The following is a 22,589-nucleotide window of genomic DNA, read 5'->3' on the forward strand; positions in this document are numbered from 1 at the left end:
GCCAGCACAGCCTGGCGCGGCTTTGGCTCAATATAAAATCAACTTTTAAATACATCAAAGGCATACACATGCGAGACTTACTCTCAAAACTGGATGGACAGGGACGTCGGCAGTTTCTTGAATACGCAGCCAAATCCGCGCTGGGAGTCAGCGTGCTTCCGATGTTTAATAACATCGTAAACGCAGCTCCCGCCAAGAAAAAAGGTGACAAAACTCAGGGTAAAGGTGGCAAAGCCAAACGCCTGATCTATCTCTACATGGCTGGCGCCATGACGCACCTGGATACTTTCGACTTGAAACCGGGCCACAAGAATCAGGGAGAAACCAAGGGAATCAAAACCAACGTAGCCGGTGCCCAGATTTCCGAACACCTGCCGACCCTGGCAGAAAATTTCGACAAGATGGCCGTCATCAATTCCATGTACACAGAAACCGGTGCCCATGGCCCCGGGGAATACCTGATGCGGACCAGCTACAAGGAAATCGCTTCGACCCGGCACCCCAGCATGGGTCCCTGGATTCAGAAATTCAATGGACGTCAAAACAAGAACCTGCCGGATACCGTGCTCATCAGTTCGCCCGCTCGGCACCCCAGCGCCGGTTTCTTCGATCCTTCTTTCAGCCCGCTGCCGATTGGCGATCCCAACCGGGGGCTGGAAAATACCGACGCTCCTTCGTATCTCTCGGATAACTCCTTCGAAAAACGCATGAACCTGATCAACAAATTCGATCAGAAGTTTCAGAAGAAGTTCAAGAACGAGAGCGTAGTCGCCTACACCGACTTCTATTCGCAGGCAACAAACCTGCTGTCCAGCGATGAGCTGAAAGCATTCGACCTGAATGAAGAAAAAGCCGAAGACCGGGACCGCTATGGTCGCAACTCCTTTGGACAGGGTTGTATGCTGGCCCGTCGTCTCGTGGAAAACAATGTCCGCTGCGTCGAAGTCACCTTCGGTGGCTGGGACATGCACCGCGACATCTATGATGATAACATCCTGCCCAACAAGACAGGTATCCTTGATAAAGCACTCGGAAATCTGCTTCAGGATCTCTCCGACCGTGGCCTGCTCGACGAGACCCTCGTTGTGCTCACCACCGAATTCGGTCGAACCCCGGTAATCAACCAGAATGCCGGCCGTGACCATCACCCCGGTGTCTTCTCAGCAGCTCTGATGGGTGGCGGCATCAAGGGTGGTCAGTTCTACGGTAAATCGGATAAAGGTGGACAAAGTGTCGAAACGGACGGCGTACTTCCGGCTGACTTCAATGCCACCATCGCCACTGCCCTGGGACTTCCCATCGACAAGGAAATCTTCTCCCCCAACGGTCGCCCCTTCAAGGTGGCCCACGATGGCGATCCGGTACTGAAACTGCTCTAAAACAGGGCATTCCAACTGAAACCAGAAAACGGCTTCCTCTCGGGAAGCCGTTTTTTTTGCCTTGTAAAGAACATTCAGAAATCTGCTGAATTTGAAGAATAATTGTAGACTCCCTGATTTTTCCTGCCTATGATCGAATACAGACTGTCTGGCTAAACGCGTTACCAAATCCTACCTGAATGACCAGCCAGACCAGTGTTATCAGTTAACTTGCCGACAGTTTGCCCCGTGAGTCCCCCCCGTGATCCTCATTGTTGCAGCCTGAGAAAGACTGAAAATGATAAGAGCCGCCGCCAGCTGTTGTCTACTTCCGCTTCGTATCTGCCTGGTGCTGATCGTCTGCACGACAACCGCGCTTCAGGCCGAAGACTGGCTGCAGCTGAAAGGGACTCCCACCCACTCTGGCAATGTCGCTGATCGTAAAATTGAAACGCCTCTCTCTCTCACAGCCGCGATCCCTCTGACCGATGCCCTGTTTACCTCGCCGGTCGTCAGCCATAATAAAGTCTTCGTGATCGATGGCTCGGGCGTTGTCTTCGCCATTGATGCAAAAACCAACAACGTCGTCTGGAAATTCGCGACCCGCGGCGGCGCAGGCAACTGCAATAATGTCGCTTCCCCTGCCGTCATTGATGACTATCTCCACGTCGGTACCACCGCTGGTTACTATTATGTATTGAATGTGAATGACGGTACCGTCGTCAAAGAAATCGACTGCCAGGAACCGATTTTCTCTGCCCCCGCTGTGAAAGGTGATCGCGTTTACTTCGCCACGCTTGGTGCGCAGGTCTATGCTGTCAAACCGGCAGGTGACGTCATCTGGACCTGGGACTTCGTCAAAGAAGTTGTCGACTTTGACGGCAACCGCTGGAGCGGCGCCGACTGGCTTAAACATCGTAAAGACCGCGTCACCTGGCGCGATCACTTTGTCTGCTCTCGCGATATTTGTCTTACAGGAAACAGTATTGTCGTTCCCGCCGGTGGTCGCACCGTTTTCCTTGAAGACACAGGGACCGCACCCCGTCTGCAGGTGGTTGGCGAAATCCCCAAGTATGCTGGATCGGAGTACCCCGCGACCTTTGGGCAAAGTGCCGATGAAGCTGGAAACGTCTTCGTGCAATGGCATCGACGCGATAACGCGGGTCGTGTTGAAGTCATGCGACTGAAAGAGGACAAAATCGAAGCCGACTACGTCAAAGGAACTCAGACCTCGATTCGGGATCCCGGTCTGCTGAGCTTTGCCTCCGTCAGTATTCGGGGAAATGATGTCTATCGTGTCCGCCCCGAAGCGGGACTGGGCCTGTGCCGCCACAAACTCGATGACGAATCTACTGAAGTTCTCTGCGAAGCGCCCTCGGTCGCCTCTCCGGTCCTGACTGAGAAATATGCAATCTACGGTGGCCTGGATGGAAAACTTTATGTTGTCCCTCTTGCCGGTGGAGACGCTGTCACCTTCAGCACCGCTTTCGACGCACCGATAACCGCTTCGGTAGCGGTCGCCGATCAGAAAATCTACGTCCCCTGTGAAGATGGATATCTCTACGTTCTGCAGGCCGATGGCAAGACACCAACCGAACAGACTCCCCCGCCCGATCAGGACCTGCTGGTCTGGAAAATCCGCAGCCCCCTCACCGGCCCGCTGGCAGATCCCCAGTTTAACTGGTACACCAATTACGGCGATTTCGGCGGCACCAACGCCAACGAACAGGGCTTGAAGCCCCCCTTGAGAATGCGCTGGGCCCGTCGCCTGGAAGGAACCGTCAAACATCTGCCCGTCTGTGGCGGAGGTCGTCTTTATACCCACACCGCCGAAGGCCAGATCATTGCTTACGAACAGGACACCGGGCGTCTGCTCTGGAGACGTTATTGGCCCGACGTTTATCTCTCCTTTACCTCCCCACTCTATATCAATGAGAAACTGCTGATTCCGCAGGCTGGCATCAAAAAATCCCGCATGCGTTGTCTTGATGCCGCTACCGGAGAGATGCTCTGGGAAGCCCCCTTTACCGGATCTCCTAGTTGGAGCCGCCAGTTTCCCCCCGTGGTACACGGTAACATCGCCATCTATGCCTCCGGCTCTGGAGAGTATGCCCCCCAGGGAACCGAGAAAGCCTTCACCTTCGGCGGCAAACCGGTCGAAACTACCGACGGTCGCGAAGTTATGAGCTGGATCTACTCCAATGACAACCCCTACTACCCCAAAGATCACCGTCCCCGCATCTGGGCCTGGGATCTGGATACCGGTAAAGTCATCTGGGAAAAAGATTTCTCCGACTACGGACGCGGCGGCAACGACTGTGGCATCGCCATCCTGGACGGTAAACTTTATTACTCGACCTTCTTCGGTTATGCCAGCAGTCAACGCAGACGCCGTGGTTTGCCAGTTGAAAACAATGGCATCACCGCCTGCCTGGATCCCAAAACAGGCGAAGTGATCTGGCTGACCAATAAGTATTATGTCACTTCGAAATGCACGCTGAGTGCTCGTGACGGCCGGGTTTATATCGGAGGCTATAATCGCGCAAATGAAAACACCCAGGACCGTTTCGTATGGTGTCTGGATGCCAAAGATGGCTCTCTGGTCTGGCAGTCTGATGCTGTCACCTCTGCACTCAACGTGGTGACCGTCGGCAAGGATTACATTTTCTCCAACGCCCTCCGCGGCAAAGGAAATGTCTTCGACCATAAAACAGGCAAAGTTGTCAGCAGCATCGGCCATAACTATGCCTGCTGCCGGTTTACCCTCTCCGAACCTTATGTACTCGGAGCCAATATGGACATGATTGACCTGTCTGATGACGGCAAGCTGGTCTCGACGGGCCCCGCCATCGATTCGCGGGAGTGCCTGGGTGCCGTTGTTTCCAACGGACGGATATTTTACACGTCGCAGGCCAGTGGATTCATCGTCTCCCAGACCTACGGCGAAGCGTCCCGCAAACTGCCCGCAATCTGGGAACGCCCCTGAAATGAGAGTTTCAGACGGGGATCGAAGTGAAGAATTGATGAAGGAGTGTTTTTGAGACAAGCAGAAAAAAGGGCCGTTCATTTGCACTCCGATTGACCAAAATTTAAAATTACCGCATACGTCAGTCGTGACGTATCGCCTGCATTGGCAGGGACACATTTTTTTCTCAAGCATTGAAATACGAGGAGAAATACATGAAGAGACTGCTTTCACTTACAGTCGCATTGATGCTCGTTGCAGCTGGTTCTGTCAGCACTGCAGCAGAAGTTAAATCCGGAATCGAAGTTGGCAGCCGCGTCGGCGCCTACACAGTTAACGACTGCACCGGCCCCAATGCTGGAAAGTCTCTGTGCTATCGCTGCCAGTACGGCGGACGTCCTGTCGTTAACATCTTCGCTCGTGAAATGGACGGCAACGTTCAGGAACTGATCGCAAAAATCGACGAAAAAGTCGGCCAGAATCGCGACAAGAAAATGGCTGCCTTCGTTGTGCATCTGACCGACGATGCCGACAAATCCAGCTCTGAGCTGAAGAAAATTGCTGACAGCAAGAAGATCAAAAACACACCGCTGACCAACTTCGAAGGTCAGGCCGGTCCTTCTTCTTACAAGATTTCCAAAGACGCCGACATCACCGTACTGATGTGGGTTAACAGCAAAGTCAAAGTCAATCACGCTTTCAAAAAGGGTGATCTGTCTAAAGACAAAATCGACACTCTCGTCAACGAAACTTCCAAGATCCTGAAATAAGGCTCCGGAAGAACCGTTTATTGAATGAGCTGACCCCGCTTACCCTTCCGGGTGAGCGGGGTTTATAATTCCTGCCATCTCCTGCCCGGAACGAATCCTCACATTTGCTAAAGGGGTCTCCATGTTTCTCTGTGCCAGGTCCGTTCGCTTTACCCTGCCTCTTATTCTTACACTCTTGAGTTTCGCCCCCCGATCAACACTCGCCGGCAGTTCCAGCAGCCTGCTCGACATTTCGACCGACGGCAAACTGCTTGCCTGCTCGAACCGAGACAGCGGAACGGTATCGATCATCGACCTGGACAAAAACAAAAAAGTACATGAAATCAAAGTCGGCCGGCACCCTGAAGGCGTCACCTTTCTGGGTGACACACACAAGTTGGCGACCGCCGTCTACGATGATGACGTCGTCATCTTCCTTGATGCGGATACCGGCAAACAACTCGGACAGACAGAAGTCTTTGATGAACCCTACGGCATCGTCTCTACCTCTAAAGGTGACAAGGTCTACGTGACCCTGGATTATCCGGGCCGCATCGTAGAGATCAATACGAAAACCCAAAACGTCAGCAACGAGTTTTCAGTAGGCCAGCACGTGAAAGGCCTGGCGATTTCCAACGATGACCAGAGCCTGTTTTCCACCGAGTACTACACCGCACTGGTCCGTCAGACTGACGCAAAAACCGGTAAGACCATCGATGAATGGGAAGGTGGCAGCACAGACAATCTCGCTCGTCAGATCACCCTGCACCCCCGACGGGCCAAAGCATATCTGCCACACATTCGCTCTAGAATTACCGTTGCCCACGGTGCCGGCTCGATCTTTCCCATCGTCACCATCGTCGACACTAAACCCGCTGATGGCTCACGCCGCAAGAAGATTCCCATGGACTCCTTCCAGGGAGCCCGGGTAACTTCCAACCCCTGGGATACCGCGATTACCCCTGACGGCAAAACCTTCTTCGTTGTCTTCGCAGGCACCGACGACATGTTCGTCTGCAATGTCATCGACGACGACTACCGCGAACTGACATTCCGGGCCCGACTGAATCTGGGACATAATCCCCGCGGGGTCCGCGTCGCTCCCGATGGGAAAACCTTCTACGTTTACAATGCACTCGATTTTAACATCGTCGCTTATGACACAGATACCCTGCAGAGAAGAGCGACGATCACCGTTACCGAGAATCCACACAGCGAAGAAGTGCTCCTCGGCAAACGTCTGTTCTATACTGCGCTACAGCCCATGTCGAGCCGCCTCTGGATCTCCTGTGCCAGCTGTCATCCCGATGGGCAACCTGACGGCAAAACCTGGCACAATCCTGAAGGCCTGCGGAACACTCAGTCTCTGGCCGGCATGGCCTGGACTCATCCAATTCACTGGTCTGCCGACCGGGATGAAGTCCAGGATTTCGAGCACACCATCCGCGGCCCTCTGATGCAGGGACGGGGCCTGGTCACCGGTAGAATCAATGATTCACTCAAAGCTCCCAATAAAGGACTTTCCCAGGCACTGGATGCCATGGCCGCCTATTCCAACACACACGAATTCACCCTCAGCCCTCATGCCAAACAGGGACTCAGCCCGGCTGCCCAACGGGGACGTGAGCTCTTCTTTTCGAAACAGACGAAGTGCGCCACCTGTCATTCCGGGCCCTTCTATTCCGATTCGAATCCCACCGATAAAATCATCCGGCACAACGTGGGCACCGCCGTTGATAACCCCGGCGAGCTGATGGGGCCCGAATATGACACCCCTACTCTGCTGGGCGTCTATCGCACCGCCCCCTATCTGTCCCATGGAAAAGCACAGACCCTCGAAGAAGTCCTGACCGTCTATAACCATGACGACCAGCACGGCGTTACCAGCCAGCTCTCCAAACAGGAACGGGCTGACCTCATCGAATTTCTGAAAGCCCTCCCTTATGAAGACCCTGTCCCGCAGGCAGAAGCCGCCGGACTGGTGAAAGTCAACAAATAAACGATCCACGATACTAAATTACACACCACGAAAGATCTGACGCATGTCATTCAAACCGCTTGTATTCGCGCTCTCACTCTCCCTCCTCTCCGCCTGCAGCCAGGAGACGCCGACCGCCGATTCCACACCGGAGGAGACACCTGCTGCTGAAACCGCTGTCGAGAAAACGGAATCTCCAGACCCTGCCATCCCTGGAGCCCAGTCGTTCGCAGAGAACGGAGTGACCGCGGAAATCGCCAACTGGGAACAGGTACAGGAATTCGTTCAGAAACAAAAAGGAAAAGTCGTCGTCGTTGACCTCTGGTCCACCTGGTGCGAGCCCTGTATCAAGGAATTTCCTCACCTCGTCGAACTGCAGAAAAAATACCCGGAAAAGGTCGTCTGTGTTTCGTACAACATGAATTACGACGGAAGTAAGGACTCCCCCCCGAATCCAATAAAGAGGAGCTGATGGAGTTCTACACCAAACACAATGCGGAGATCATCAACATCATCTCCAGCACTCCTGACATGGATCTGTATGAGAAAATTGATCTCGCCTCAATCCCCGCAGCCTACGTTTATGGCCCCGATGGGAAGCTGGCCAAACGCTTCGATAATGAAAAACAGGAATACGGGAAAGAGGGGTTCACTTACGACAAACACATCATTCCCTACATCGATGAAATGCTCAAACAGCCCGCAGAGTCAAAAGAGTAAACGGGCACTCTCAACTCACCGATTCCGTCGTTGAGGATGTCACTCCGGAAGTGCATTCCTCAGCGACAGAAGTCTCCACTTCTAATGGAGGCAATCCGCGCTGTTCCGCCAGTGCGTTGAACTGTGCGATCAATTTAAGCCCCACGGGAATCCCCATCTGCTGACGCTCTTCCCGCTTCAATGCCTCTGGCTCACCGGGATACAAGACCTTCTCCCCAGCTGTCAGTGGTTTCAAAGCTCCCCAGCGTTGAATGATCTCGGCGATGCGATCCTGGAATCCGGTCACGTCCGTGAACCGGCTGATGTCAATCGCTCCCACCAGGCCACCCAGTAATCGTCGCTGCGAAAGATCCCCATACATTTTCGGGATATCCGGCCCAATCGGTGCACCGCCCAAAAGCGCACAGAGCACATCGATCAACAGCCCCAGGCCGGAACCTTTAAACCCGCCAAAGGGAAACAGAGCAGCAACCTCGTTCGGATCGGTCGTCCCCTCCCCCTTGGCATCCAGGGCCCAGCCGCTCGGAATCGAAACCCCTTCCGTCGCAGCATTGGCCACCGTATTCCAGGGCGTAATACTCGTCGCCATATCCAGGCACAGCGACTGCGCATTTTTTCCGGGTGCCGTAATGCAGACCGGATTTGTTCCACAGAAGGGCTCCGCGGAACCGTGAGGCGTGACCATTGGATCGACGTGCGTAAACACAAACCCGATCATCCCCTCCCGGGCAATCCGCAAACCATAATAGGCCAGCGCACCGCAATGCGAAGAATTACAGATCGAAACCCAGCCGGCACCGGAGCCGCGCGCCAGCTCAACCGCATGGTCAGCAGCTTTCACCATCGCCAGTTGGCCCAGTCCATGATCGCCGTCAACCCGGCCTACGGCCTCGCCCAGTGGCTCCCACTGCATCGTCGGGCGAGCCTTAATGCTTTGCTGCCTGATCCGCTCCAGGTAGTGCGGCAGCCTGGCCACACCATGCGAATCGATGCCGCGCAGATTCGATTCCACCAGTGAGTCTGCTACCAGCTCCGCTTCTTCCGGATGCAGATCCGCCTCGGTCAGCAGTTGCAGACAGAACTGCTTCAACCGAATCGCATCGACCAACGCACTCTCAACTTCAATCTGTGGCAAAACACACCTCGTCTATCACTTTGTGCCCCGCATCAAACGGGACACGAAACGTTCTCAGGCAAACAGGTCGTACATCACCTCGCCATGAATGTCCGTCAGCCGGAAGTCCCGCCCGGCAAATTTGTACGTCAGTCGTTTATGATCCAGGCCCAGCAGATGCAGCATCGTGGCGTGCAGATCATGCACGTGAATCTTGTCCTTCACGGCGTAATAACCATAGTCGTCCGTGGCACCGTACTGCAGGCCTCCTTTGATTCCGCCCCCGGCCAGCCACATGGTATAGCCCTGCGGGTTATGGTCCCTGCCGTCCGCTCCCTGGCTCACAGGGGTCCGACCGAATTCGCCACCCCAGAGCACCAGCGTGTCTTCCAGCAGGCCCCGTGATTTCAGATCTTTAATCAGGGCCGCAATCGGCTGATCCACTTCCTGACAGTTTCGTGGCAACGCGGTCTTTAATCCGGAATGCTGATCCCACTTGTAACTGTGCGTAATCTGCACGAACCGCACGCCCCGCTCCGCGAACCGCCGCGCCATCAGACACTGCCGCCCGAAGTTTTTCGTCACGTCTTTATCAAGTCCATACATCTTCTGAGTCGCTTCCGACTCATCACTGATGTCCTGCAGCTCCGGAGCCGTCGTCTGCATCCGGTACGCCAGTTCGAACGAGTTGATCCGCCCCTCCAGTGCCGCATCAGGACCCGCTTCACTCAGGTGCTCCCGGTTCATCTGCTGCAGAAAGTCGAGTTCCTTCCGCTGCGTCGCCAGCGGCACACCACTCTTGTTCTTGATAAACGGAATCAGCGCCTTGTCCGCAGGAATACTCGCATTGCCGATCGGCGTCCCCTGGTAATCGGCTGGTAGAAACGACGAGCTGTAGGCATTCACGCCCCCATGCGTCAGCGTCGGACAGACCGTGATAAAGCCGGGCAGATCCTGGTTCTCCGATCCCAGGCCGTATGTGATCCACGAGCCCATACTCGGACGCACAAACGTGTCACTCCCGGTATGCAGTTCCAGCAGTGCTCCGCCATGCCGCGAGTTCGAACCGTACATCGAGTTAATGATACACAGGTCATCCACGCAGCCCGCCACATGCGGAAAGAGTTCGCTCACCCAGGCGCCGCTCTCACCATGCTGCTTGAACTTCCAGGGAGAACCGAGCAGGTTACCCGTCTGGGCAGAAAATATCTTCGGTTTATCAAAGGGGAGCGGCTTCCCGCTGTCTTTCTGCAGCTGCGGTTTGTAATCGAACGTATCCATGTGCGAAGGACCGCCGTGCATGAACAGAAAGATCACGCGTTTAGCTTTGGGCGCGAAGTGCGGCTGCTGTGCCAGTGACGTTCCGGCCGCCTGGCTTTCGCTCCCCAACAGTCCCGCCAGTGCCAGACTGCCAAACCCGGCTGAACTCCGTCGCAGCATTTCCCGCCGCGAGATCCTGGCCGGTCCCTGATGATGATTTCCGTGTTTCATATCTCGTTCCATTTCCTACGGAGGGAATCTTTATTCCCGCAATGTTTTCCCTCAATCCACAAACAGAAACTCGTTCGAAGAAATCAGTACCCGGCACAGGCTCTGCCAGGTCCGCTGCTCCTGCTCTTCCGGTTTCATCTTCAGCGGCTCGAGTTCCTGCCTATACTGATCCAGGTAAGCCAGTGCCCGCGACACCTCTAACTCGCTCGCCGGCCGACTGTAAACCCGCTCGTAAACCAGCTTAACCTTCCCCGCCCGATCCAGGTGCGTCTCGTGCAGCACCTGCTCCGCGAAGTCGCCGGTCTGCTGCATGATGAAATCGCTGTTCATCATAAATAACGCCTGCGGTGCGACCGTCGTATGTACCCGGTTCCCGGACAGCACACTCGGATCGGCAAAATCAAAGGCCTGCAAAACTTCATACAACGCACTTCTCACAATCGGCAGATAAACCGAACGCCGGTTGGTCTGATACATTACAGGATTGACGTTTCGCGTACTGGTGACGTACTTCCGATTCTCGACCCCCAGCATCGAACCGCCCATCTCCAGGTCTAGATTGCCGCACACCTTCAGAATCGAATCCCGAATCGCCTCCGCTTCCAGACGCTTGCGATTCACCCGCCACATCAGACGGTTCTCGGGATCACGTGCCGCCAGCTCCGGATTGTACTCAGAACTCATCTGGTACGTCGACGAAAGCATGATCAGCCGATGCATCTCTTTGATCGACCAGCCCTGCTTCACAAACTGCACTGCCAGCCAGTCCAGCAGTTCTGGATGCGTGGGACGTTCTCCCAGATTTCCAAAGTTGTCCGGCGTTCTGACCAGTCCGTCACCAAAGTGCCACCGCCAGATCCGGTTCACCATCACGCGAGCCGTCAGCGGATGCGAACCGCTGGTCAGCCACTCTGCCAGCTGCAGTCGACCGCTGTGCTGGTCATCGATGGGGGTCTGCTCTTCGCCCTCAATGATCTGCAAAAATTGCCGGGGGACTTCTTTCCCCAGCGTGAAATGACTGCCCCGCAAATGCACTTTCAAGTTTTCCGGCTTCTGCTCGGAGACCGACATCGCCGTCGGGTAGACGGGCAAAGCCGCTTCCTGTTTTTTCTTCTGCTCACGCCGGGCTGTCAGTTTCTTTTGAGCCGCCTCTGCATACCAGGTCTCCCGATCTGAAGGCAAGGCAAACAGGGACTTCGTATCGGTCAGCATCTGCCGCAGCTTTTCCCGCTGTGGCTCAGGCAGTCCCTTCGCCTCTTTCCCGGCTTCCGTTTTCTGATAAGCCTCCCACTCTGCCTGCACTTCCTCAAACAGATCCCCGTAAAGCGCAGCGGCTTTCAGAATCCGATCTTTCTCCGGAAGTTCATTCAATCCACTGAAGCGTTCCCAGGTGGGACTCAACGTTTCGGGTACCGATCCTTTTTGAATCAGATGATTCCAGATGGCAAACGGCGAATCCGGGTCTTCGGCGGACTTTTTAATCAATGAAGCCCACTGCAGCGTCAGACTCGAAACCAGATTCTCCGGAACCGGGATCTCAGCCAGCACACCACCGGGCTGCTCAGTCGCGGTGCGGGGCTCTGCAACCAGCAGCTTGTCAATGTGCGGGAAAGGAATCTTGCTCTCCAGCCGTACCCGGTTCTTCCCCTGCTTCAATGCATAGAAACCTTCCACCTTCCACTCTTGCGACTTGGGATACCAGCTGCCGGTCACCGCGCTGGCCGCATCTTTCTTGACCAGCTCACCGTTGATCGAAAGTTCCACCGGCCGGGACTGAGCCGCCGCATAGCGAATTTCCAACTGATAGCGGCCGGCTTTCGGGACCTCAATTTCATACTCGGCAATGTTGGGCAGTGTCCCCTTGTTATAGATGACGCCAATCCCCTCGCCGTACCCGGTCGTCGCTTTCTTCACGTTACCGGTCTGAAAGTTTTCCGCTTCGACCAGGATAGCCGCGTGAGACTTATAAGCACCGGGGTCGGCACCAATCGGACCGGTCGATTTCAACAGTTGATCGTGATAGTTTTTAATCGCAGACGCCAGGAGATAATCGCGGGACCGCTTTCGCGCCGCACTCAGAAACCGTTCATCGGCCTGTTTCACAATCTGCTTAATCTCAGCATCCAGCTTCGCGATCTGCTGTTTCTGCTGTTCCAGCGCCTGGATCTCTTCCGGACTGGCCAGCATCTGTTCCTGCCAGCGGGCGACCACCTTGAAGTTCTCCATCGTCTTCGTACTTTTGAAGATCCCCGCCAGCGAGTAGTAATCTTCAATCGGAATCGGATCGAACTTATGCGAATGGCAGCGGGCACACCCCAGGGTCAGCCCCATGAAAGTCCGCCCCACCGTATCCAGCTGTTCGTCGATGATATCCATCTGCATTTTGACCTGATCATCTTCGGCCAGCATCTTGGCCCCGATCGACAGGAAGCCGGTCGCTGTGATTTTTTCGGGACGGTTCTCAGCCCCCGGTTGATTCGCAAGAATGTCTCCCGCCAGCTGTTCCTGCACAAACTGATCGAAAGGTTTATCCTGGTTGAAGGCAGCGATCACATAATCCCGATAGCGGAACGCGTTCGCGTACGACAGGTTTTCATCGAGACCGTTCGAATCCGCATAACGTGCCACATCCAGCCAGTGCCGCCCCCAGCGCTCACCATAGCGCGGTGATGCCAGCAGACGGTCAATCACTTTCGCAAACGCATCCTGGGAATCGTCGGCCAGAAATGCTTCGACTTCCTTACTCGTTGGAGGCAGGCCGATCAGATCGAACGTCGCCCGCCTGATCAGCGTCCGCTTATCCGCGCGTGAGGCCGGCTCCGCGTCCGCCTGTTCCAGACGCGCCAGTACAAACTGATCCAGAGGCTGCTGTGCCCACTCCCGATTGCGGGTTTGCGGCACCGCAGGTTCCCGCGGCGGTTGAAAGGCCCAGAACTCCTGCTCTGCTTTCGTAAACAGCGGCCCTGTCTCCCCCGCGGCTTCTTTGCGGATTTCCGAGATCGGCTTCGCATTCGGCCAGTAAGCGCCTGCCTCAACCCATTGAATCAGATCGGCAATCGCCTTCTGGCTCAACTTATCTTTCAGGGGCATATGCAACTGCCCGCTGTGCTGGACCGCGCTGATCAGCAGGCTCTCTTTCGGCTTGCCCGGCACCAGGGCAGGACCCCGCTCGCCTCCTCGAATCAATCCTGACAGCGAATCCACTCGTAACCCACTCTCGATGGAATCTTCACTGTGGCAATCATAACATTCGGCAATCAGCAACGGACGAATCCGTTTCTCGAAGAATTCCGCCTGCTTCAGATCCGCTTCCGCCGCGAATAACGTACGTTTCTCGACCGCAGAAACGAGGCAGAAGAATCCAAATGCCAATAGCAACAGTCGTCTCATAGCTCAGCATCCTGGCACGCTTGTAATGTAACTGACAATACTTAGGCGCTTGATTGATTACACGGGAATGAAGCTTGGGTCGGAAGGATCAGCCTGACAGCAAACTGATTATATATAATATATAATCTATTCCAGATGCACTTTCAACCACAGTCTGAAAGATCTTCGGCACTTTCTGAAATTGCCGGAATCTGCCTCAGTCCGCTCTGATGTGACAGCCGGTCGCCATTCAGCAGAAACGCCGGGATAACAATGCACGACATGGCTCAGGATGACAACCAGTTATACCCTTTGGGACGAACCGAAAAAGGGCAACCTGTTCAGTGAAAGACGCTCTCACCCCAACGAAAAAAGCACACCCCAAACCGTTGAGGTGTGCTTTGAATTCAATCGATTGCATCGGCGGCAGCAGCGACCGTTACCGCTGGACTGCTCCATGTTCGGACTGCAGCTGCTTCACCACAAAGTCCATCAGTTGCTGCGCTTCACCCGAGGTCAACGTGTGGTTCGCATCGCGGAACAGCATCCGGATCGTCAGGCTCTTGGCCCCCTCTCCCACGCTCTCACCGACGAACGTATCGATACAGACCACGTTCTCCAGCTTCGGCTGCAGGCTGATCTCCCCTTCGCTCTCCTTGCGGGGTTCTGTCTCCAGATTCTCCACGGCCGCAGCAAAGGCATTCTCCAGCGACCGCTCGATCTCCAGGTAAGGCAGATCGACGGGTACCAGAATCGAAATATCGCGGGCAATCACCTGGGTTCGTGCCAGACCGGCGAACATCCGGGCCGGTCCTCTCCCCTTCAGCAGCGTCGAGATATCCAGTTCGAAACCATACAGGGGCACGCGTGCCCGGTCTTTGATTCCCAGGGCTCCCAGATCGATGCGGCCCAGCGCCCCGATCCGCTCGCCGTCATGTGAAATCACCGCAAACTCTTCCACCCGGTAACCCAGGGCCGGCTCTTCATTGGTGTAGGTGACCTGCTCGACTTCCAGATGTGCCAGCAGGTTTTCCAGCAGCCCCTTGGCACGCAGGAAGTCGATCTCGCTCTCCCGGGCAATCCAGGCAGCGTCATTGATCGGACCGCCCAGTACGCCGCCGACCATCCACCGCTCATCGTTTTCAGAATTGTTCTCGCGGAAGGTCCGGTCGATTTCGAAGAAGCGGAAACTGCTGGCCCCGCGGCGAGCATTCCGTTCCGCGACTTCCACCAGGCTCCCCACCAGACTCTGACGCAGCGTCGTCATCTCCTTGGAAATCGGGTTCTGCACCTGAATCGATTCGCCCGGCCACTGGCTGAACGCCAGCGCGGTCTGCTCGGTCGTCAGCGGCGGTGTCCGGCTTTCCAGGAATCCGTTTCCGGCCAGGAAGCTCGCAATTTTGCTTCGCAGCGTATCCGCTTCGGAATATCGCCCCTTGGTCGTAGTCGCCACCATCGGCTTCATCACGATACTGTCATAACGCAACAGCCGGGCCACATCCTCGGCCAGCACCACCGGGTTATTCACATCCACCCGCCAGGTCGGCACCGAAATGGTCTTATCGTCGTGCGTCATTTCCAGCTTGGAAAGACAGTCCGTAATCTGCTGATTTGTAATCTCGGCACCCAGGATTTTCGAAATGCGTGGTGCATCCAGGGGGAACTGTGTTGGCTGTTTAACGTTGGGATAACTGTCCGTCACAGGCGAAGCCGGCTTAGCTCCAGAGAGTTCCGGATCCTGCAGCAGCTCCGCAGCCCGGTTGAACGCGCCACTCAGCATCCCGTTCGGATCGGTTCCCCGCTCGAAACGATAGGAAGAATCCGTGCTGATCTTCAGCTTGCGGGACGAAGTCCGGATGCAGACCGGATCGAAACAGGCCGACTCCAGCAGAATCCGTTTCGACTCAGTCGTCGTCTGCGAATCTGAGCCCCCCATGATGCCGGCCAGCGCGATCGGTTTCTCACCATCGGCAATCACCAGCGGCTGCTCTTTGGCATCGATCTCTGTCTCATCCAGCAGTTTCAGGGTTTCGCCCTCTTTAATCCGGCGGACTTCGATCTTGTTCCCTTTCAGGCTGTCAAAATCGAAAGCATGCAGCGGCTGTCCCCATTCCAGCATCACGAAGTTGGTGATGTCGACCACGTTGTTGATCGCACGCAGACCGGCCGTCTGCAACCGGCTCTGCAGCCAGTGAGGTGACTTCCGCACCTGGACGCAGTCAAATACCTGGCATGTATAACGTGAGCAGAGTGAATCGTCGGCAATCTCGACAGCCACAGCGTCACCCGCCCCCGCAGAACTCAATTCACGGGCACTCGGATATTTCAATTCCATGTCGAGAACGGCAGCCACTTCGCGGGCCACACCAATCATCCCCAGGCAGTCGGGACGGTTCGGCAGTACCGAGACTTCCACCAGCGATTCTTCAATCGGAGCGACCGACGGCAGACTGGCTCCCAGCGTCGCTTCGTCTTCGAAGACCTGCAGCCCCGTCGAACGGGCAATCAGCCCCATCTCGCCGTCCAGGCAGATCATCCCCTGGGACAATGTTCCTTTGATCTTGCCTTCGGAAATCAGGGCTCCACTGGGCAGCTTCGTACCGGCCACCGCCACGGGCACGCCCCAGCCCACTTCCACCGGATGCGCGGTCGCACAGACAATGGTAATCAGTTTCCCTTTTTGGATTTCCACCTGGCATTCGAACAGATGATCTGCACCGGCCAGCGGCTTCTTCTCCCGGATAAAACCGATCCGGATGGGCGCCAGGGCCTGGCCCAGGTGATGTTCTTCTTCGATTTCCAGCCCGACCGTCATCAGGGCATCCAGCAGTTCGCTCTCTTTGCAATCCGCCGACAGGTAATCGCGCAACCAACCAGTATTAATGTGCATCGTTTTCTCTCTATGCCAGAAAAATTACGTCAGTGAGTGTTCCGAAAGAATAATTAGAACTGACGTAAAAACGCTTCTTCGTTTTCATACATGTAGCGGATATCGGTAATGCCGTGCCGGATCATCGCCATCCGGTCCAGCCCCAGGCCAAAGGCAAAGCCCTGCCATTTCTCGGGGTCGACACCACCGGCTTCCAGGACTTCGGGACGAATCATTCCCGCGCCCAGAATCTCCAGCCACTTCCCGTTGAACATCACATCCACTTCCGCGCTCGGCGTGGTGAACGGGAAATAACTCGGGCGGAACCGGAGCTGCACATCGTCGCCAAACAGACTGCTGGCCACCTGGTACAACACCCATTTCAGATCCGCAAAACTGATATTCTCATCAATGGCGATCACGTCCAGCTGATGGAAAATCGGGAAGTGCGACGCGTCAATCTCGTCCCGCCGGTAACAGCGTCCCGAGGTCATCGCCCGCAAGGGCGGCGGACCGAACTGCTTCATCGCCCGTGTCTGGAACGCCGAAGTATGGGTTCGCAGCACATTCCCTTTGGTGGTGTAGAACGAGTCGTGCATGTCCCGCGCGGGATGCCAATCGGGCGTGTTCAAGGCATCAAAGTTGAAGAACTCCGATTCGACTTCCGGGTAATCGTCGTAACGAAATCCCAGGCCGAGCAGAATCGATTTCACCTCTTCCATCGTCGCGATCAGCGGATGGCGGTGACCCGGCAGCGTTCGAACGCCGGGCAGCGTCACATCGACCATCTCGAGGTCCGGCCCCGATTTCTCGCTGGCTTCCAGAGCCTCTTTGCGATCATTCAAGGCACTCTGAATTCGTTCCTTGACGCTGTTGAGCATCTTCCCGAATTCACGCTTCTCCTCGGGGGACAGCGATTTCAGTTCGGCCTGCAGGGCTCTCAGTTTTCCCTTTTTCCCCAGGTACTGGACACGCACCTCATCCAGTTCGGCAAGGGTTGTGGCAGCTGCCATACTCTCTACCGCGGTTTCGACCAGCGCGTCGTTGTTGTCAGCCATTATAATTCTTCAGGTTTTCAAAGTTATCTAAGACTGGAATTCAGCACTTTACAGATCCGCAACAGGCACATATCTCAAGGATTGACAACGAGTTGCGCGCAAAGCCCACCAAAGCAAAGGATTGTACCGATTCCAGCGAAATTCTGCAACCACCCACAGCGGGGCCATACGCATCACCAGAACCCCTTAAACACTTTCGGTTTAAGGGCTTTTGAACAGAATCGAGAAACATGACAGGAATCCTTTCCCTGTGGACAGTCTTCAGAATGATCAGGTTCCCTCCTGCGATCGGTCCTGTTTAGCTGGTCATAATCTCATGCACGACTTCGCCGTACACATCGGTCAAACGGAAATCGCGGCCCGCATAACGATAGGTTAGCCGCTTATGATCCATGCCCATCAGATGCAGCAGTGTCGCATGCAGATCGTGGATATGCACCTTGTCCCGGGTCGCGTAGTATCCATACTCGTCGGTCGCTCCGTGCACATGCCCCTTCTTCACCCCGGCTCCCGCCAGCCACATCGTGTACCCCTGCGGATTATGATCGCGGCCGTTCTTCCCCTGGGCAATCGGGGTCCGGCCGAATTCACCGCCCCAGACAACCAGTGTATCTTCCAGCAACCCGCGCTGCTTCAGATCCGCCAACAGCCCGGCGATCGGCTTGTCGACCTGTTGCGAGTTCCGTTCGTGTCCACTCTTGAGTCCGCTGTGCTGATCCCAGCGATTGTTCCCCAGCGCGACTTCGATGTAACGCACGCCCGCCTCGGCGAACCGTCGCGCCATCAGACACTGACGCCCGAAGTTCTCCGTCGTCTTGTCATCGATCCCATATAGCACGTGCGTCTCTTTCGTCTCGGCACTCAAATCCATCAGCGTGGGCACTTCCGACTGCATCCGGAAAGCAAGCTCGTAAGAGTTAATCACCCCTTCGATTTCATTATCGACTTTGACCTCTTTCAGATGTCGTTCGTTCATCGCCTGCAGTAGCGACAGCTGTTTCCGCTGCTCAAGGGCCGACGTGCTGTTGTTCGCCAGGAACTTGATCTGTGCCTCTTTGGCTTTGGTATCCGCATCGCCAATCGCCGTCCCCTGGAAAACCGCAGGCAGAAACGCGCTCCCGTAATTCCGCACGCCCCCATGTCCCCGCGAAGGACAGATCGAGATGAACCCGGGCAGATTGTTGTTCTCGGTCCCCAGTCCATACACCATCCACGATCCGACCGAAGGCCGCACCAGGCTGTCCGAACCGGTATGCAGCTTCATCACCGCCTGCCCGTGCGACTGACCGTTGGTGTGCATCGAATTGATCACGCACAAATCGTCCGCGTGCTCCGCCACGTTATCAAACAGTTCCGAAATCCACAGGCCACTCTCTCCCCGCTGTTTGAATTTCCAGGGAGACTTCATCAGTCGCAAATTTTCCTGCGATGACTTCTCGATGTTCTTCGCCGCCTTGAAAGGCAGACGCTGACCATCCTCTTTGTTCAACCGGGGCTTATAGTCGAACGTATCCACGTGGCTCGGACCGCCATGCATAAACAGAAAGATCACCCGCTTCGCCCGCGGCGCAAAGTGCGGCTCCTTCGACGCCAGCGGCGACGCACTCTTGAGCGCTGCTTCCGCGCTCAAGCCCGCCAGGGCCATATATCCGAAACCACAAGCCGAAGACTTCAACATCTGACGTCGGGAGAAATTCAATGCATCCATAGCCTATCCAACTCTCTCTATAACAGTAAACCAACTCGAAACTCAGGTTTCAGTTGTCAGTCTAATTCAAAAAGCGAAACTCGGTCGAAGCAAACAGAATCTGACAGTACGAAGCCCACGCATTACGACGGGCCTGATTCTTGTCGTCATTCTCCTTCAGATTCAGTCCGAACAGCGAATCGATGTACTGCAACGCCTCGGCCTGCTCTTTGTCACTTGCCTCGCGTCCCAGGCAGGTCAGGTACAATTGTGAGACCCGCTCGCGATCACTCTGCTGCTCGTCTTTTAAAATCCGCTCGGCGGTTGCTTCCGCCTGGGAAATCACAAACGGGCTGTTCATCATAAACAGCGCCTGGGCCGGCACCGTGGTGACCGATCGATTCCCCACCAGCATTTCGGGGGCGGGAAAATCAAACACGGTCAGCGCGGAAGGCACACTCCCCCGCACAATCGGCAGATAAACGCTCCGACGAAACTCGTCCGGATTCGCTCCCAGCTTCTTGTTACTGTTCGGGTTGATCGCCTGCTCCGGGTAATCGGAGACCACCGAACCGCCCATTGTCAGATCCAGCTTCCCGGAAATCGTCAGCACCGAATCACGAATGCTCTCGGCTGACAACCGTCTGCGGTTCATCCGCCACACCAGATGGTTACCCGGATCTTTCTGATACTGATCTGCACTGAAATCCGAACTCATTCGGTAAGCACTGCTCACCATGATTTCACGAATCAACGTCTTCATCGACCAGCCTTCCGAAACGAACCGCTGCGCGAGGTAGTCCAGTAACTCCGGATGCGTTGGCTGCTCACCCAGGTGACCGAAGTTATCGACGCTCCGCACCAGGCCATTGCCAAACAGATGCTTCCAGATCCGGTTCACCATCACACGGCTCGTCAGCGGATTCTGCGAGCGGCTCAGCCACTCCGCCAGTTCCAGGCGTCCACTCTGTTTCGGACTCACCGCAGGCTGCTCTTTCAATGTCGCTATAGTCAGGAAGCCTCGATCAACCTTATCACCCAGTTGGTGAATATTCCCCCGCCGGGCAATCCGATAATCCGCAGGGTCCGGCTGCTCACCCACTGCCAGCGCCATCGGTGCGGGCGGCGGTGCGTTCTCTTTCAACTTCTTAAGGTCCGCCTTCAACTGCTGCACACGAGCCTGCAGGGCTTCAACTTTTTGATCATGTGCCGCTGCAGCAGCCCCGCCAGTCGGCTTCTGCGCCACCAGCACGTCCCGCTGTTTCGGCAGCTTGAATTGCGGCAGGAACTGCATGGCATCGACGACAACGTACCCCAAAGACTCTTTGTTCGAGATCTCCACAAAGCCCGCATCACCGGCGGCAAATTCGAACGTTCCCAGCGAAGTGAAGATCCCATCAATCGGACCCGACTTCGTCTGATCAATGTAGATGGTCTTTGAACCCTGCAACGATTGAATCGTCACCGGTACCCGTTTCGCACGACCTCTGCTTCCCGGAAAGGCAAAACGAACTTCATACTTCCCGGCAGCCGGCAGATCAGGAGTGAACCGAATCGACTTCTTCCCCTGCCCTTCATTCATATCGTGCACATAACCGACACCCAGGTAGTTCTTGGAATAAGTCGATTCCTTCCAGTTTCCTGTTTTCTGGGCCTGAGCATCATCGACGACAATCCCCGTCAGTGCTTCCAGTTTGGTCTGCTGTGGGGTTCCGCCCTGCAGTTTCTTCAAGGCTTCGGAATCGTCCTTCAACTCTTTTTCCAGCTGTGCCAGGTCGGCTTCATATTTCTTGATCGCAGCCGCATGTTCCGGCTTGATCGGTAACGGCCGCGTCATCCAGCCCGAGACGAACTGGTTATTCAGACGATTGCCATGCACCGTCTCCGTACTGCGGAAGATCCCCGCCAGTGCGTAATAATCGGTCATCGGAATCGGATCGAACTTATGATCGTGACAGCGGGCACATCCCAGCGTCATTCCCATGAACGCCCGGCCTGTCACATCGATCTGCTCGTCGACCACATCCATCCGCAGCTTCTCTTTATCCCGCTCGCTGAGCATTTTCGCGCCCATCACCAGGAAACCAGTCGCCACAATGTTCCGCGTCCGCTCTGCATCGTTTTCATAAGGCAGCAGATCGCCGGCAATCTGCTCGCGGATGAACTCATCGTATGGCTTATCTTCGTTGAACGCCTGGATGACGTAATCCCGGTACCGCCACGCATTGTAAAACGTGAGGTTGATATCCAGCCCGTTCGAATCCGCATAGCGGGCCAGGTCCAGCCAGTGACGTCCCCATGTCTCCCCGAAACGGGGCGAATCCAGCAGCCGATCGACCAGATGCTCATACGCCTGCGGCGATGGATCGTTCACAAACTCCTGAATCTGTTGCGGCGTCGGAGGCAGTCCGGTCAGATCAAAATAAACCCGCCGTACCAGCGTCTGTCTGTCCGCTGCTGCTGCCGGCTGCATCGACTTCGCTTCCAGCCGATTCAGAATGAAGCAGTCGATGTCATTCCGTACCCAGTCCTGCTGTTTGACTTTGGGAACCTCGGGACGGGTCAACGGACGAAACGACCAGAACTCCCGTTCCTTGTCAAAATCAAATCCCTCATCAGCGTTGACTTGCTTACGGGCAGGCACATCTCCCTTTCGCGGATCGGGGGCCCCCATCTGAATCCACTTCCGGAAGTCGGCGATCACTGCTGCAGGCAACTTCTCATCCGGCGGCATCGCGTAAAAATCGGGATCGTGTTCCAGTGCCTGCAGAATCAGACTCTGCTTCAGATTTCCCGGCACCACCGCTTTCCCGGAATCGCCCCCCTGCAACATCCCCGCGCGACTGTCCAGCACAAACGATGCACTCTCCGGATCAGGTTCCCCCGAATGGCAATCGTAACAGTGCTCCACCAGTACCGGGCGGATCTTGTTTTCAAAAAATTCAATACCGGCCTGTGGTGAAACCTTCGTTACAGGCCCCTTGTCAGCGGCACGGGAATCCGTCACCAGCACAGCGGAAGAAACGAGGAGTGTCAGGCAGGAGGAAATCAGGAAAGAACGCAAGGGAGTTCTCCTTCTCGAAGCTTTTAATGATGAACGCACTCAATACGCTTTGGGAAAGCAGACTCTGATGGAATGATTCAGACCTGGAGGGATGGAGAGACGTTAAAATGGCCTGAATTTCAATCATCGTCGATTATAAACCCCGACAGGCACTCGATGAACTAAAT

At 55.5% G+C, this 22,589-nt stretch carries 13 protein-coding genes; 6 read left to right on the top strand and 7 right to left on the bottom strand.

What is annotated here, in order from left to right; all coding sequences use genetic code 11:
• Positions 1-68: 68 nt before the first annotated feature.
• From F1728_RS07100 to F1728_RS07125, 6 genes are all read left to right on the top strand, one after another.
• Positions 69-1,379: a DUF1501 domain-containing protein gene (locus F1728_RS07100; RefSeq protein ID WP_145181597.1), complete on the top strand. Its 1,311-nt coding sequence runs from the start codon at positions 69-71 to the stop codon at positions 1,377-1,379.
• A 277-nt stretch (positions 1,380-1,656) separates the two neighbouring features.
• A complete protein-coding gene (locus F1728_RS07105) occupies positions 1,657-4,344 on the top strand; it encodes an outer membrane protein assembly factor BamB family protein (protein ID WP_155363524.1) in 2,688 nt (895 codons plus the stop codon).
• A 194-nt stretch (positions 4,345-4,538) separates the two neighbouring features.
• Entirely contained in the window at positions 4,539-5,093 is a 555-nt protein-coding gene (locus tag F1728_RS07110; protein WP_228030537.1) for a hypothetical protein, read from the top strand.
• A gap of 121 nt (positions 5,094-5,214) precedes the next feature.
• Positions 5,215-7,071, top strand: a complete 1,857-nt coding sequence (locus tag F1728_RS07115; protein ID WP_155363525.1) for a beta-propeller fold lactonase family protein — start codon at positions 5,215-5,217, stop codon at positions 7,069-7,071.
• Between the two features lie 43 nt (positions 7,072-7,114).
• The gene (locus F1728_RS07120) at positions 7,115-7,522 is read left to right on the top strand and encodes a TlpA family protein disulfide reductase (RefSeq protein WP_155363526.1); all 408 of its coding nucleotides are present in this window, start codon (positions 7,115-7,117) and stop codon (positions 7,520-7,522) included.
• A complete protein-coding gene (locus tag F1728_RS07125; RefSeq protein WP_155363527.1) occupies positions 7,522-7,770 on the top strand; it encodes a hypothetical protein in 249 nt (82 codons plus the stop codon). Before F1728_RS07120 ends, F1728_RS07125 begins: the two co-directional genes overlap by 1 nt.
• Positions 7,771-7,780: 10 nt before the next feature.
• Here F1728_RS07125 and F1728_RS07130 read toward each other — a convergent pair whose 3' ends face one another.
• From F1728_RS07130 to F1728_RS07160, 7 genes are all read right to left on the bottom strand, one after another.
• Complete coding sequence (locus F1728_RS07130) at positions 7,781-8,905, bottom strand: Ldh family oxidoreductase (RefSeq protein ID WP_155363528.1); 1,125 nt, start codon at positions 8,903-8,905, stop codon at positions 7,781-7,783.
• Between the two features lie 54 nt (positions 8,906-8,959).
• Positions 8,960-10,375, bottom strand: coding sequence for a DUF1501 domain-containing protein (locus F1728_RS07135; protein WP_155363529.1), 1,416 nt, complete (start codon positions 10,373-10,375; stop codon positions 8,960-8,962).
• A gap of 51 nt (positions 10,376-10,426) precedes the next feature.
• The gene (locus tag F1728_RS07140) at positions 10,427-13,765 is read right to left on the bottom strand and encodes a DUF1553 domain-containing protein (protein ID WP_155363530.1); all 3,339 of its coding nucleotides are present in this window, start codon (positions 13,763-13,765) and stop codon (positions 10,427-10,429) included.
• Between the two features lie 418 nt (positions 13,766-14,183).
• Positions 14,184-16,634, bottom strand: a complete 2,451-nt coding sequence (pheT, locus tag F1728_RS07145; RefSeq protein ID WP_155363531.1) for a phenylalanine--tRNA ligase subunit beta — start codon at positions 16,632-16,634, stop codon at positions 14,184-14,186.
• Between the two features lie 53 nt (positions 16,635-16,687).
• A complete protein-coding gene (gene pheS, locus F1728_RS07150) occupies positions 16,688-17,671 on the bottom strand; it encodes a phenylalanine--tRNA ligase subunit alpha (protein WP_155363532.1) in 984 nt (327 codons plus the stop codon).
• Positions 17,672-17,969: 298 nt separating this feature from the next.
• Entirely contained in the window at positions 17,970-19,379 is a 1,410-nt protein-coding gene (locus F1728_RS07155) for a DUF1501 domain-containing protein (RefSeq protein WP_155363533.1), read from the bottom strand.
• Positions 19,380-19,440: 61 nt separating this feature from the next.
• A complete protein-coding gene (locus F1728_RS07160) occupies positions 19,441-22,422 on the bottom strand; it encodes a DUF1553 domain-containing protein (RefSeq protein WP_194242722.1) in 2,982 nt (993 codons plus the stop codon).
• Between the last annotated feature and the right edge of the window lie 167 nt (positions 22,423-22,589).

This window comes from Gimesia benthica (assembly GCF_009720525.1).
Taxonomy (GTDB): Bacteria; Planctomycetota; Planctomycetia; order Planctomycetales; family Planctomycetaceae; genus Gimesia; species Gimesia benthica.

Coding starts and splice junctions, on each gene's coding strand:
- F1728_RS07105 (WP_155363524.1), top strand. CDS start 1,657: ATGATAAGAGCCGCCGCCAGCTGTTGTCTACTTCCGCTTCGTATCTGC.
- F1728_RS07140 (WP_155363530.1), bottom strand. CDS start 13,765: ATGAGACGACTGTTGCTATTGGCATTTGGATTCTTCTGCCTCGTTTCT.
- F1728_RS07125 (WP_155363527.1), top strand. CDS start 7,522: ATGGAGTTCTACACCAAACACAATGCGGAGATCATCAACATCATCTCC.
- pheS (WP_155363532.1), bottom strand. CDS start 17,671: ATGGCTGACAACAACGACGCGCTGGTCGAAACCGCGGTAGAGAGTATG.
- F1728_RS07115 (WP_155363525.1), top strand. CDS start 5,215: ATGTTTCTCTGTGCCAGGTCCGTTCGCTTTACCCTGCCTCTTATTCTT.
- F1728_RS07155 (WP_155363533.1), bottom strand. CDS start 19,379: ATGGATGCATTGAATTTCTCCCGACGTCAGATGTTGAAGTCTTCGGCT.
- pheT (WP_155363531.1), bottom strand. CDS start 16,634: ATGCACATTAATACTGGTTGGTTGCGCGATTACCTGTCGGCGGATTGC.
- F1728_RS07135 (WP_155363529.1), bottom strand. CDS start 10,375: ATGAAACACGGAAATCATCATCAGGGACCGGCCAGGATCTCGCGGCGG.
- F1728_RS07110 (WP_228030537.1), top strand. CDS start 4,539: ATGAAGAGACTGCTTTCACTTACAGTCGCATTGATGCTCGTTGCAGCT.
- F1728_RS07120 (WP_155363526.1), top strand. CDS start 7,115: ATGTCATTCAAACCGCTTGTATTCGCGCTCTCACTCTCCCTCCTCTCC.
- F1728_RS07100 (WP_145181597.1), top strand. CDS start 69: ATGCGAGACTTACTCTCAAAACTGGATGGACAGGGACGTCGGCAGTTT.